This window comes from Rheinheimera sp. (genome assembly GCF_965283995.1).
Classification (GTDB): Bacteria; Pseudomonadota; Gammaproteobacteria; order Enterobacterales; family Alteromonadaceae; genus Pararheinheimera.
Map to the genome: position 1 here is coordinate 268,415 of NZ_CBDIQG010000001.1, position 13,749 is coordinate 282,163.

At 53.5% G+C, this 13,749-nt stretch carries 8 protein-coding genes; 6 read left to right on the top strand and 2 right to left on the bottom strand.

The window, feature by feature from the left end; genetic code table 11:
• Positions 1–365: 365 nt before the first annotated feature.
• The 4 genes from ACQ66Q_RS01265 to ACQ66Q_RS01280 all read left to right on the top strand — a co-directional run bounded on the left by ACQ66Q_RS01265 (position 366) and on the right by ACQ66Q_RS01280 (position 8,631).
• Complete coding sequence (locus tag ACQ66Q_RS01265) at positions 366–3,287, top strand: TonB-dependent receptor (protein WP_430455125.1); 2,922 nt, start codon at positions 366–368, stop codon at positions 3,285–3,287.
• Between the two features lie 160 nt (positions 3,288–3,447).
• Positions 3,448–4,965 (top strand): tryptophan halogenase family protein, encoded by a 1,518-nt coding sequence (locus tag ACQ66Q_RS01270; RefSeq protein ID WP_430455126.1) that lies wholly within the window; start codon positions 3,448–3,450, stop codon positions 4,963–4,965.
• A 3-nt stretch (positions 4,966–4,968) separates the two neighbouring features.
• Positions 4,969–6,525, top strand: a complete 1,557-nt coding sequence (locus ACQ66Q_RS01275) for a tryptophan halogenase family protein (protein ID WP_430455127.1) — start codon at positions 4,969–4,971, stop codon at positions 6,523–6,525.
• 18 nt (positions 6,526–6,543) lie between these two features.
• Positions 6,544–8,631 carry a glycoside hydrolase family 97 protein gene (locus ACQ66Q_RS01280; protein ID WP_430455128.1) on the top strand — a complete coding sequence of 696 codons (2,088 nt, stop codon included), beginning with the start codon at positions 6,544–6,546 and terminating at the stop codon, positions 8,629–8,631.
• An 8-nt stretch (positions 8,632–8,639) separates the two neighbouring features.
• Here ACQ66Q_RS01280 and ACQ66Q_RS01285 read toward each other — a convergent pair whose 3' ends face one another.
• Together ACQ66Q_RS01285 and ACQ66Q_RS01290 are read right to left on the bottom strand one after the other, a co-directional pair.
• Entirely contained in the window at positions 8,640–9,764 is a 1,125-nt protein-coding gene (locus tag ACQ66Q_RS01285) for a Gfo/Idh/MocA family oxidoreductase (RefSeq protein ID WP_430455129.1), read from the bottom strand.
• Between the two features lie 138 nt (positions 9,765–9,902).
• Entirely contained in the window at positions 9,903–11,822 is a 1,920-nt protein-coding gene (locus ACQ66Q_RS01290) for an alpha-amylase family glycosyl hydrolase (RefSeq protein ID WP_430455130.1), read from the bottom strand.
• A gap of 376 nt (positions 11,823–12,198) precedes the next feature.
• On the opposite strand from ACQ66Q_RS01290, the gene ACQ66Q_RS01295 reads away from it, so the two are divergent.
• The gene (locus ACQ66Q_RS01295; RefSeq protein ID WP_430455131.1) at positions 12,199–13,041 is read left to right on the top strand and encodes a hypothetical protein; all 843 of its coding nucleotides are present in this window, start codon (positions 12,199–12,201) and stop codon (positions 13,039–13,041) included.
• A 113-nt stretch (positions 13,042–13,154) separates the two neighbouring features.
• Positions 13,155–13,544, top strand: a complete 390-nt coding sequence (locus tag ACQ66Q_RS01300; RefSeq protein WP_377241703.1) for a hypothetical protein — start codon at positions 13,155–13,157, stop codon at positions 13,542–13,544.
• The last annotated feature ends 205 nt before the right edge of the window (positions 13,545–13,749 follow it).

Genomic DNA, 13,749 nt, shown 5'->3' on the forward strand with positions numbered 1-13,749 from the left:
GACCATGGTTCAAAGCAGCCAAACTTAAAAAGTTCAAATTTTTGCCTGATTATTTTACGAACAGACTTGACTGTTTTTTTTAGATGATCTAAAACGATTAAGTTGAAAGTATTTGACGCATACGATGCAAAATTACTGACGCATAAAAGCAACATCCAGCCACACTGAGTATGTTGTTTTTTTGCAGAAGAGACTTAAACGATTAAGATTAATAAAACAATGTTGCTGACAGCAAAATCCGCTACACAAAGTCAGCAGCATCGGCAGCTGGGCAGAACTGGTCAGAGCCATGCCGCGTAGGCAGATATAGAGTTTAGTAAACACAACACACTTATAAGCAACACAAATCGACAAGGGATAACCAAATGAGAACACAACTATTTAAACCCGCGTTATTGTCACTCGCAGTCTCGTCCGCCATCTGGTCGGTGTCTGCAACAGCGGCAGAGCAGCAGACTGCAGCGGCAGAAGCAAAATCAGGCGAAGCCGTTGAAGTGATCGCAGTGCGCGGGATCCGCGGCTCGCTGATCCGTTCTCAGGCGGAAAAAATGGATAATTCATCCATTGTCGAAGCCATCTCGGCAGAAGATATCGGTAAGTTACCGGATTCATCGATTGCTGAATCTTTATCGCGGTTGCCTGGCCTTGCCGGTGAGCGCGTTGGCGGCCGCACCTCCGGCATCTCGGTGCGTGGTTTTAAAGAAGACTTCACCGGCACCTCATTAAACGGCCGTGAACTGATCGGGATCGGCGACAACCGCGGTGTTGAATACGACCTGTATCCATCAGAAATAATGACAGGCGCCACTATTTACAAAACCACAGACGCCACGCTGATGGTGCAGGGCATTGGCGGCACTGTCGATTTACGCACCGTCCGTCCGCTGCAGGCCAAAGAGACGCTGACGGTGAACGGCAACTATGAATCGAATAGCCGCGATTCTGACAACCCGGAATTTGATAACAAAGGCAAACGCTACGCGCTGTCTTTTGTCGAGAAGTTTGCTGATGACACTTTAGGCCTTGCAGTCGCGCTGGCATCGACTGAATCACCCAACAACCAGCGCAAATATGGCGTTTGGGGTTACAGCGCCAATGCGGCCGGTCAGGTATTGCCAACAGGTCTGGATATTGCGTCGATCAGCACCAAGCTGGAACGCGATACTATTTCAACCGTGCTGCAGTATCAGCCGAACGACAAACTGAACATTGTGTTTGACGTGCTGGATATCGACTATTCGGATTCAGGCGTATTGCGCGGTTTTATTGAGCCGTTTTCATCCGCCAATGTGACCGGAAGTGGCACTAGCACTAAAGGCACGCAAGTCGGTGCGAATCCGGTGCTGCGTACCGATCCGCTGAAAAAAGACGGCGATTTGCAGACCTTTGGTCTGAACGTCGAATATCAGCTGAATGATGACTGGCAGGTTGAATTAGACCTCGCCAGCAGCGAATCGAGCAAACGCGATTTACGGGGTGAGTCTTATGCCGGTTTAGCCCGTTCCGGCGCACTGAACTCATCGCAGTTAGGTTCACGTGAATTCACGATGAGCCCGGACGGTGTGTTCTTCACCAAACTGACCGGTCTTAGCGCTTTCTCGGATGCCAAAGCATTGCAACTGACCGGTCCACAGGTCTGGGGCGGTGGTATGGCGAATATCGCCAGCCAGTTCGCCACGAATGTGAAACAAGCGAACGGCGACCCGTACAGCTACTTCAATGCGCAGGACGGCTTCCTGAACTACGCCGATTTCAGTGAAGAGCTAAAAACCTATCGTTTAGAAGCGGTCGGTAATATTGAACTCAGTATCTTTAACAAGTTAACGGTCGGCGTGAATTACTCCGATCGCTTCAAAGACAAAGACAACAAAGGTTTCTTTGCGACAGCCACGTCATATCCGTTCTCTACTGCTATTCCAGCCAAGTACCTGTACAACGGTCTGGCAGATTTAAGCTGGGCAGGTCTGGGCCAGGTCGTTGCCTATGATGGTTTCGCGCCATACAACGACGGCACCTACAAACTGAATGATGCCGGTTTGTTAGAGCCGGATCGTCTGGGTGACACTTATGAGGTCAACGAAGAAGTCACGACTGTTTACTTCAAGTCTGATTTTGAAACGCAATTTGCCGGCTTGCCGGTGACTGGTAACGTCGGCATGCAATATGTCAAAACCGATCAGTCTTCCAGCGGCTTTATTGGTGTAGTGGGTGCCAATTTTGCGGTCTGTGACGATAACAGTGACAAACAAGTGGATGCCGACTGTATCACTGAACAAGGCGACAGCTACAGCCACGTGCTGCCAAGTCTGAACCTGAGTATGGAAGTGTCGGATAATAACTTTGTTCGCTTCGCCGCCAACAAAACCATCAGCCGTGCCCGCATCGACCAGATGAAAGCATCCGGTTTCGTCAAGTTCGACCAAAACATTGACCTGATCACCATCCCGAACAGCACCGCTGCAGTCGAAACTTATGGTTCGCCATGGTCTAAATTCGCCGGTAACCCGCTATTGAAACCACTGGAAGCCAACAACTTCGACCTGGCGTTTGAAAGCTACTTCGAAGAAGAAGGTTACCTGTCTGCCACTGTGTTCTACAAAGACTTAGTGAACTGGACCCGTGACGGCAACAAACTGATTAACTTCACCAATGATGAAACCAATAGTGGCGCCAACTATTTTATTCCTGGCTTCCATGACCGCATCATTGACCAGGCAGGTACTTATGGTCCGGCTGATATTTTCTTCGCCGCCGGCGCGAAAGCGACACCACCGAACTACGGCTACTTCTCATACTTTGAAGATGGTCTGACCGGCCGTGTGCATGGGGTAGAAGTCACTGCCAACGTGCCATTCAGCAAGTTCTCGGACGTGCTGGAAGGTTTTGGTGTGGCCACGTCAGGCACGTTAATTGACGCGAAACTGAATGACGGCAGCCGGATCCCTGGCCAGTCTGACAAGATGTTCTCGTTAACGGCGTACTATGAGAAAAATGGCTTCGAAGTGCGGGTAGCCGGGACTGACCGTTCTGACTTCCTGACCTACGAGCGCGGTGGTTCGAACAAAATTTCTACTGCGAGCCGTAATGGCGTGACGCTGGTGGATGCACAGATTAGCTACGACTTCTCTGAAAGCAACTTCACCTCACTCCACGGTCTGCGCGTTTCACTGCAGGGCACCAACCTGACTGATGTCGACGAAGAAACAGTCAACGATGACGGCATTGTCACCACCCGTCGTCAGTTTGGTCCGACCTACATGCTGAACGTGAACTACGCGTTTTATTGATAATTGTCCCGGTAGAGGCACAGGTCAGGCGATGCCCTTCGTGAACTGACTTGTGTAGCAGGCCTCAATAAGTTATTGGTATTGAGGCCTTTTTTTAGGCTATTGGTGTAGGCTTTAGCATAGAACCTAGACCCATACCTTATTTTGCAACGGAGTTGTTATGCATCAGGCACCTGCGACCGGTTCTGCCGGTAAACCAATCCGTAAAGTGGTGATTGCCGGCGGTGGTACGGCCGGCTGGATGACCGCAGCACTGCTGAAAAAAGTGCTGGCAGACAGCGTCGAGATTGAATTGGTTGAATCCGAAGAAATCGGCATCGTCGGCGTCGGCGAAGCAACTATTCCGCCTATCCAGATTTTTAACCAGTACCTTGGCCTTGATGAAAAAGCCTTTTTGCGCGACACCCATGCCACGATGAAGCTGGCGATTAAATTTGAAAACTGGCGCAAACCGGGCGAGAGCTATTACCACACTTTCGGCGCACCCGGTGCCAGCCTCGGTTTTTGTAACTTCCAACATTATTGGTTGCGAGCCCGCGAAGCTGGCTTGCCCCAATCCTTGTGGGACTACGATTTAAATTATCTGTGCTGCGAAGCCGGTAAATTTAACATCATCAAAACGCCGAATCCGGTGTACGAAATGCCGTATGCCTATCACTTTGATTCGGCGCTATACGGTCAATTTCTGCGAAAAATGGCAGAAGCGACTGGCGTCAAACGCACCGAAGGCATGATTGAAGCGGTGCAGCAGCATGGCATATCCGGTGATATCGAAGCGCTACAACTGAAAGATGGCCGCAAAATCCATGGCGATTTGTTTGTTGATTGCACCGGCCTGCGTGGGTTGTTAATTCGCCAGACGCTCGGTGTGCAATATGAATCCTGGGCCAAATACCTGCCGGCCAATAGCGCACTCGCAGTGCCTAGCGAGCGTTTTGAAAAAACTTTGCCTTACACCCGCAGTATTGCGCACAAAGCCGGTTGGCAATGGCGCATCCCGCTGACGCATCGCAATGGTAATGGCATTGTTTATAGCTCAGCGTATCTGAGTGATGACGAAGCCTACAGCACTTTGATGGGCAATCTCGACAGTAAAGCGCTGGCCGAGCCGCGCAAAATTTCGTTTGAAACCGGCCGAACGAGCAGCCAGTGGGCGAAAAATGTCGTCGCGATTGGCCTTTCCAGTGGTTTCCTCGAGCCGTTGGAATCGACCAGTATTCACTTGATCCAGTCCGGTATCGTGCGCTTGCTCAAAGTATTTCCGAATCAGGGCATCAGCGATGCGGTGGTTGACTACTACAACGCCGATTCCAAACAGGAATTTGAAACCATCCGTGATTTCATCATCCTGCACTACCATGCCAATGAACGCGATGATTCCGAGTTCTGGCGCGATATGCGCAATATGGCTGTGCCAGCGCGGCTGCAGGAAAAAATGGCGCTGTTTCGCGAGTCGGCGCAGGTGTTTAACGATCACAACGATATTTTCCGCGACGCCAGCTGGATCCAGGTCATGCTGGGGCAGGGTATTATGCCGCGTGATTATCACCCGGCCGCTAAAGTGCCCACTCGCAGCGAACTGCTGGCAACGCTTGGCAAAGTGCAGGAAGCCAAGCAGCAACCGCTGACCCAGATGCTGTCGCACGACGAATTTCTCAAGCGCTACAGCGGAGTCTGAGTCATGAGCGGCAACCTATCTCCGTTTCATTTTGCCATCGTCGGTGGCGGTACTGCGGGCTGGATGGCCGCGTTGTTGTTTGCGCACAAATGGTTAAAGCCAGAAGCGGCAAGACCGGTGCAAATCACGCTGATTGAAGCCCCCGACATCGGCATCATTGGCGTGGGCGAAGGCTCGACGCCATCGCTGAAGCGTTTTTTCCAGCAGCTGGGCATTGCCGACAGCGAATGGATGCCGGCGTGTCAGGCGACTTACAAGACCAATATCCGCTTTGTGAACTGGAGCCCGGCGGCAGCGGCGATGGGACTAGGTTCCGATTACAGTCACCCGTTTATTTCCCAGCCGGACCTGCACAGCGAAACGGCGTTTTACAGCAACTGCTTTAAACGCCGGCTGGGGCTTGCGGTAGAAACCGCGCCGGAGAAATTTCTGCTTAATGGCTATTTAGCCGCGCAGCAGCTGGCGCCGCTGACGCCGGCGAACTTCCCATTTCGCATCGAATATGGCTATCACTTTGACTCCGGCTTGTTAGGTCAGTTTTTAAAACAAAAGGCCCTGGCGATGGGCGTGCAGTATCAGGCGATGACAGTGACGCAGGTCAATCAATCGCCGGATGGCCGTATTGCCAGTCTGACCGGCGAGATCACCGACGGCGACAGTAAAGCTATGCAGACGCTGAGCGCCGATTTCTTTATCGATTGCACCGGTTTTCGCGCCAACTTATTGCAGCAGACGCTGCAGGTGCCTTTTGAGTCCTTTGCCAACAACTTGTTTAACGATGCGGCGGTGGTGCTGCCAACAGAGGCTTTTGTCATACCGCCGGTGGAAACCAAAGCGACCGCGCTGTCAAATGGCTGGGCCTGGCAAATCCCACTGCGCCATCGCACCGGCAATGGTTATGTCTACAGCTCGGCGTTTTTATCTAAAGACGCCGCCGAGCTGGAGCTGCGTCAGCACCTGGGGCTGGTAGATAGTGAGGTCAATGCCCGCCATCTGCAGATGAAAGTTGGGCAGGTGATGCGCAGCTGGGAGAAAAACTGTCTGGCGCTTGGCTTGTCGCAGGGGTTTATCGAACCGCTCGAAGCCACGGCGTTGCATCTGGTGCAAAGTTCGATTGAGCAGTTTATCGATACTTTTGCTGATTTTTCTGCCGAAGGACAAGTCGAATTCAACCGGCTGGTACATCAGCGCTTTGAGGCGGTGCGGGATTATATCGTCGCGCATTACAAGCTCAGCAGCCGCAGCGACAGCCATTACTGGCGCGCTAACAGCAGCAATATGCAGTTATCGGAATCACTGCGGCAAATATTGGATGTGTGGTTTCGTCAGGGCGATTTGGCGCAGGAGCTATCCCGCCAAGAGCAGGGCCGTCAGCAATCGGGCAGCCACTTTGGCGCCACGTCCTGGCATTGTTTGTTGGCCGGGTATGGCGTGTTCCCGCCGCTGCGACAACCCCAGCCGGTAAACGTTAGTGATGCTTTTACTGAGCTGGAGCTGGCAGCTTTTTTCAACGGCTGCAGCCTGAATTTTCAGCCGCAGCATCTGCTGTGGCGCGATTAAATACGAGTGGAGTCGGGGATGGCTTTTGATCGGACTAACAAACTTCGGGGCTGGCTCTGTGTGCCAGTTGTGCTGCTGTGCTGGCTGATGGCCGCTGCTGCGGTGGCGGCAGAGGAACAGCGCTGGCAGTTGCTGTCACCGGATAAACAAATAGCGCTGGAGTTAGTGCTGTCGCAAGATGCTCTGACCTATCAAGTCAGTTATCGTGGCAAAGCGGTGTTAAAGCCATCCGTGCTGGGCCTTGCTTTTAAAGGTCAGCCGCTACTAAAAACTGGCTTGCTGGCTGACAAAGTCAGCACTCGCAGCCATGATGCCCAGTGGCAACCGGTCTGGGGCCAGCGTGCGCAGATCCGTGACCACTATAACGAAATCACGCTTCAGTTGCGTGAAAGTGCAGCGCCGGGTCGGCAATTCACGCTGGTATTTCGTAGTTTTGATGATGGCGTAGCGTTTCGGTATCAGGTGCCGGCACAAGCGGCGCTGGCCGGTGAGCTGGTGATCAGCGACGAGCTGACCGAATTTGCTTTTGCCCGCAACTTTTCCGCCTGGTGGGTGGAGGCCTACCGCAACTTAAGTTTTGAATATCAGTATATGAATTCGGCACTGTCGAGCGTGTCGGTGGCGCATACACCGCTGACGCTGACCGATGATGGGATTGCCGTCGCTGTGCACGAAGCCTCGCTCGTCGATTACAGCTCGATGACGCTGCGCAACATCACCGACAACCATATCACGCTCAAAGCCGACCTGATGCCTTGGGGCGGTGCCAATGCGGGCATGGACAGTTCTGCCACGGTGGATCGGGTTTATACCAAAGCGCCGTTTCAAAGCCCGTGGCGCACTATCCAAATCGCGCCGACCGAAGCGGCCTTGTTAAATTCCAGCCTGATCTTAAACCTGAACGAGCCGATGGCTGCCGGTACTGACACCAGTTACATCAAACCCGGCAAATACATGGGGATTTGGTGGGAGATGCACATCGGCGAAAAAGACTGGTCACCGGGCCCTCTGCAAGGCGCAACCACAGCGCGCGCTATGCAATATATTGATTTTGCCAGCAAACACGACATTGATGGTTTGTTAGTTGAGGGCTGGAATCAGGGCTGGGAAGGGCAATGGTGGCAGCGTCCGCCGACGTTTAGCTTCACCAAACCAGTGAAAGGCTTTGATATCGATAAAGTTGCCGCTTATGCCAAAGCCAAAGGTGTGGAATTGATTGGCCATCATGAAACAGCAGCCGGCATCAGCTATTACGAGCAGCAAATGGCCGATGCGTTTAAGTATTACCAGCGTCTTGGTGTGCATAGCGTCAAGATGGGGTATGTCGGCAAACGGCTGGACGGTCGGGAGTGGCATGACGGCCAGTACATGGTGCGGCACTTTAAAAAAGTGGTCGATACCGCCGCGGCGCATCAGGTGATGGTCAATGCGCATGAAACGGTCAAAGACACTGGCTTAAGCCGGACTTACCCAAATCTGATGACACGGGAGTCGGTGCGCGGCATGGAATACAACGGTGGTAGCCCGGATAGTGGAAATTTACCCAATCACACCGTGATCATTCCTTTTACCCGCGGATTGTCGGGGCCCATTGACTTCACACCCGGCATTTTTAACTTTAATTACCAGAAACACCGGCCGAACAACCGCGTGCCCAGCACGCTGGTCAATCAGCTGGCGCTTTATGTCACGCTGTATAGCCCGTTGCAGATGGTGGCGGATTTACCGGAAAATTATGCCCCTGGCGGCAAGCTGCATCCGGCCTTTGCCTTTATCGATGCGGTGCCGACCGACTGGCAGCAGAGCATGGCGCTTGACGGTAAAATCGGCCAATACCTGGTGATAGCGCGACAGGAAAAACATTCTGAACGCTGGTTTGTCGGGGCAACGACTAACGAGCAGGCACGCACGCTGCAGTTGCCGCTGCAGTTTTTAGACAAAAACCGCAGTTACGACTTGGTGATGTATCAGGATGCCGCAGATGCCGATTGGCAGACCAATCCGATGGCGTATCAAATTCAGCGCCGAAAAGTCAGCAGCATGGATGTCCTAACATTGCAGTTGGCACCGGGCGGCGGCGCTGCGCTGGAACTGATCCCGCGCTGACGTTGGCGTCAGGTCGGCGCCGGCAGCGCGATAGTGCGTTGTTCGCGGCTACTTTGCAGCGCCAGCTCGATCAGTTCAAGCCCTAAAATCGCTTCCGCTAGTGGTACCGGGGCCGGGCCTTTGTCGCCTAAAAAAAGCGCCAGTTGCTGATAAAAGCCCGCGTAATCACTGGCGACAAAAGGGATAGGTTCAGCGCCGGTTGCGCGCCAGAACTCACCTTGACGCCCGTGCGCCCGCTGCTGCCAGGCGGCGGACTGAAATACCGCGGTCGGGGTGGCAGGGTATTGCTGCAGCGCGTCGCGCAGGATTTGTTCCTGCGGGTCCAGCCGGTAGCTGACAAAACTGCCACCATTGCCGTGCAGTTCAAACCGGGGGGCCGGATGGGCGCAATAAGGTGATGAACTTAATAGCACTTGTCGTGCCGGCGTGGCTGGTCTGGCGCTGCCGGCAGTGGTATCGGCCGGGACTGCCGGTTTCGCGGCATAATCGAGCCGCAGCTGAAAAGTATCGATACCGCAAGCTGCACCGTCGTGATTGCGCAGGCTTTGGCAGCTGGCCGTGATGGCATCAGGCGCGCCAAACAGCGTTATGGTCTGATCCAGCAGGTGCGGCGCTAAGTCATACAACACACCGTTACCAGGCTCTGTTGATTCTTTCCAGCGCGGCTGAACGGTTGGCCTGAAGCGGTCGAATCGGGAGTACATCAGCTGCACCTCACCCAAGACGCCAGACTGCACCAGCTGGCGCATCGCTAAGAAATCATCGTCAAAGCGCCGGTTATGAAACACCGCAAGCTTACGCTTTTGCTGCTGCGCCAGCTTTTGCAACTCGATGGCCTCGCTTGCCGTCACGGCCAGTGGTTTTTCCACCAATACATCTTTGCCGGCAAGCAGCGCCGTTTTCGCCAGGCTAAAGTGCGCACGGTTTGGCGCGGTGATCACAATCAGGCTGGCGTCGGTGTTTTGGATCATGCTTTCGGCATCCGGGAAAATCCGCACGTCAGGCCAGCACTGTGCAGCGTCTGATTGTGATGTGCTGATGCCGGTCAGCTCAAACTGCGTGGAGCTGGCGATAAAAGGCAGATGGAAGACACGGGCCGACAGGCCAAAACCAATCACAGCAGTTTTTATCATCAGGCGCTCCGGCAGCTAAGTGACAATTGTGCAGGATCATACTGTCCCTGGGGTGATTTGTCTGTTGTTTCATACCTTTAAACAACAGCGCCGGCTAAAGATAAGCCGGCGCTGTTGGTTTGTTTGACGGGGGGGCCCTTAGCTTATCAACCACAGCACCTGATAAGCAGCCAGCGGTACAGCGCCTGAGCTCAATTTTGCGCCGGTGAGCGTATCGGTGAATGTCTGACCATTTTCGCCGTGCCAATATTGTGGATGTTCGCTGAAGTTGGCGACGACACGCAGCCGTTGGCCCTGCAGTTCCCGCTCAAAACTAAACAGGTGCGGATTGTCGGTAGTGAGTATCCGGGTCGCGCCGTCACCGAGCACCGGCAGCGATGCGCGGGTTTTGACCAAATGCTGCAATTGCTGGTAAATCCGGCCAGACAACGTTTTTGCCTGCGTCGCTTCGGCCAGCTGTGATTCGGTCACCGCAACGCGGTTAACCCAGCGGCTGTCGTCTTTTTTCGCCGGATCTTTGACATAGCTGTAGTCGTTGCGCAGGCCCAGCTCGTCGCCCATATACAGCAGCGGTAAACCGCCGATACTGAGGATGATACTGTTCAGCAGGTAAATGCGCGCCAACGCATGCTGCAGATGTTGCTGATTTTGCTCAGCTTCGGCTTTGTCGACACCAGCAAGTGATGCCAGCATGCCGGCTACACGACAGTCGCCGGTAACCGGGTTTTGCTGAAACGGCACACCGCTGGCAAAACTGCCGGGGAACTGGCCGGTATAAAAGTGGTTGAGGAACTGACGGTGATGGTCCGGGTTGATGCCGAGCTGCCATGCGATATTGTCGTCAAAGGTCCAGCCAATGTCGTCGTGGCAGCGAATGTAATTGACCCAGCTGCACTGCGGATCTATGGCAAAACGCCGTTGCAGCGATTCGGTCAAAAGCCGGGTTTTCCGCGTTGCTAACGAATTCCACAGCAGCGCCATCAGCAGCGGGTTATACGACAGCTGGCACTCGTTGGGCGCAATGTATTTCACCACTTCGTCCGGGTGGACGATGGCTTCGGATTTGAACTGCAGCGCTGGCGCCGCAATCCGCGCCACGGCATTAAACGCTTTGATCAGTAAATGGGCTTTGGGCAGATTTTCACAGTTGGTGCCGGCTTCTTTCCAGACAAAGGCCAGCGCGTCGAGGCGCAGAACCGCAGCCCCCTGATTGGCGAGGAACAACATTTCTTCAGCCATGGCACAGAACACCGCCGGATTGGCGTAATTCAGGTCCCACTGAAAACTGTTAAAGGTGGTCCAGACCCAAAGGCCTGAAGTTTTATCCTGAGTAAAACAACCGCGGCGGATCTCCGGGAAAATTTCCCGTAGCGTTGGCGCATAGCGGTCACGTTCGGCTTCGGTCAGGAAAAAATAGTAGTCGCGATAAGCCGGATCGCCGGCTTTGGCTTTTTCCGCCCAGCGGTGTTCATCGGAAGTGTGGTTGAAAACAAAATCCAGCACCGGTCGGATGCCTTGCTGATGCAATTCCTGCATCAGACTGGATAGTTGCGCCATGGTGCCAAGGCTCGGCATCGTGCTGCGGTAGTCCGACACGGCATAACCGCCGTCACTGTTCGGCTCTGGCGCTTTAAACAGCGGCATCAGGTGCAGATAATTGATGCCGGTTTGTTTTAAATACGGGATCCGCTGTTTTAAGCCGTCAAAATCGCCGGCAAATAAATCAACGTAGCAGGCCGAACCCAGCGCCTGATTGCTTTTGTGCCAGTGCTGCGGCGCGGCATCTTCCGCTTGCAGATAATCCGGCCGCTGCGCCGCGCTTTTCGCCAGCAGTTTCAGCAGTTGCTCGAGCTGGTAATAGCAGTCAAACAAATCACCATAGAGTTGCAGATACAGACCCAGCAGTTCCGGCAGCACTTGCGCCAAACGCGGTTGTAAAGCCGGCCAGCTGGATTTGGCGGCGGTTTTTAAACTGGCGCTGTGGCGTTTGAGCAGGGTCTCTGCTTCACGCTGCAGCAATGCCGGCTCAGCCAGCAACTGGGCAATAGTGTTTGGCATATCGTCTGGTCCGGATCTGGCCTTGTCGGCACGCTTTCTATTTATTTTGTGGCGAACTCGCTGTGTCAGGCACAGCGAATCGTTATCGTTTAGTTTTACACCAGTTTGAAACTGGCGTATAGCAGAATCTTAATCGATTTAGAAAAAAGCGCAAGATCTGGGCTGACACTTGATGACCGGGAACCATTGTTACCAGAAAATATCCGGCCGACCGCGCCAAGCATGACGAACGCAGAAGCCTGACAGCCAATGCTGTGGCATGGTCTTTTTAGATAAAAATTTGATACATTTTTTAACAGATTGTTTGAATAGTCCTGATTAAAGTCGATTTATCACGCCCGTGATCCCTATGGTTTAGTTGATAAAGGACAAGCCCATGAACCTTTTCTCCGGCCTCAGCACAATCCTGTTGCTGGCCATCACTGCGCATGCAAGTGCAAATACCTGTGAAAATAATTTTCTGGCCGAAGGCGATCCGCGTAACGGCGCTGAATTCTCCACCAATACGACGATCGCTGAGCTGAATTCAGCCAGTGCGCTTGGCCAATTGCGGGCAATTGCGCTGGCGGATGGGTTCACCGTTTTAGGCGAAGAAGCAACGGCGGCTGAGGGGACACTGACCATTGAACAAAAAAATGGTCATCATCCTTTTCTGATTTACCTGACGGCTAAAAATAACAACACAGCGGCGGATGTGAGTATCCGCACCAAACTGAACCGGCGTACAGTGGCGAAGCCCGAAGATATCCGGGCCGGTATGTGTGGCATGATCGCCAGAATAAAACCCGGCGCAGCAGGTGAGAAGATAGCCGCTGCTGCGCGCGCGGCGATAGTGCCGGAGGGCATTGAAGAGATCCAGCCGCGCTGGTTAGCGCAGGATATTTACTTATTATCAAAGCGTAAAACGGCAGAGATGATCACTGCGCACTATAAAGGCAAACGCTACTTGTTAGATGGTACGATTGGCGAGCCGCTGGAAACCGATGGAACCGTGGAGCTTTGGTACAAAGTCACCATCGATAGTAATGGGATCCTGCAAACTAAAGCTGCCGATCAGTCTGCTTTCTGGCCCCCGATTGTGTGTCGGATGGCAGACGAACATCATGCCCGCGCTTTAAAGCTGCAGTCAGGTGAGTACGCCAAATTAACCGGCACTGTGTCACATTATCAGCCAGGCATACCAAGCAAATTAGTATTGAAGGACTGCCGATTCGAGTAGGTGTGCGCCCCGGGGCTTGTCATCACTGCATAGTCCCAGGTTGCGGCGGTTATACAGTGGCTGCACTACTTTCAGCCGGTTAGAAGCGATGCCAGATCGCCCAGGGAGTATCTATGCAAACGACACTCGCGATTGCCGCCGGTCTTGCTGTGGTCACAGGTATTGTCCATTCCTTGCTTGGTGAGCTGCTTATTTTTCGTCACCTGCGTCAAGGTACTGTAGTGCCTGCACTACATGCGCCGCCGCTGCGTCAACGCAATATCCGGATTATCTGGGCGACCTGGCATTTGGCGACTGTATTTGGTTGGGCATTTGCGGTGTTATTAGCTCAGCTGGCCCTGGATCCGAACAGACCGCTGCTGCCATTGGTGCTGCATACCACAGTCGCTGCGTATGCAGGTGCTGCCATGCTGGTGTTGATCGCTACCCGTGGCCGCCATCCCGGGTGGATAGCGCTGCTGGCGGTGGCCGCTCTGACCTGGTTAGCAGCAGCGATGCCATGAGGCTCTGACACTCCACGCGCTTGTCATTGGCGCTTTGCCGCAAAAATCTCTTTAAAAAAGCATTTGAAAAAAGCCAGTTGAATTAACCACTTCGACCACTTGCATCTTGCCATCCATGTTCCTTGCGCATAACCATCAGTTTCAACAGGAACTCCGTTACGGTTAGGTCAGCGAATAGCGCGTTTAGCGCGGCAATAGAGAGGTC

Coding starts and splice junctions, on each gene's coding strand:
- ACQ66Q_RS01265 (WP_430455125.1), top strand. CDS start 366: ATGAGAACACAACTATTTAAACCCGCGTTATTGTCACTCGCAGTCTCG.
- ACQ66Q_RS01270 (WP_430455126.1), top strand. CDS start 3,448: ATGCATCAGGCACCTGCGACCGGTTCTGCCGGTAAACCAATCCGTAAA.
- ACQ66Q_RS01275 (WP_430455127.1), top strand. CDS start 4,969: ATGAGCGGCAACCTATCTCCGTTTCATTTTGCCATCGTCGGTGGCGGT.
- ACQ66Q_RS01280 (WP_430455128.1), top strand. CDS start 6,544: ATGGCTTTTGATCGGACTAACAAACTTCGGGGCTGGCTCTGTGTGCCA.
- ACQ66Q_RS01285 (WP_430455129.1), bottom strand. CDS start 9,764: ATGATAAAAACTGCTGTGATTGGTTTTGGCCTGTCGGCCCGTGTCTTC.
- ACQ66Q_RS01290 (WP_430455130.1), bottom strand. CDS start 11,822: ATGCCAAACACTATTGCCCAGTTGCTGGCTGAGCCGGCATTGCTGCAG.
- ACQ66Q_RS01295 (WP_430455131.1), top strand. CDS start 12,199: ATGAACCTTTTCTCCGGCCTCAGCACAATCCTGTTGCTGGCCATCACT.
- ACQ66Q_RS01300 (WP_377241703.1), top strand. CDS start 13,155: ATGCAAACGACACTCGCGATTGCCGCCGGTCTTGCTGTGGTCACAGGT.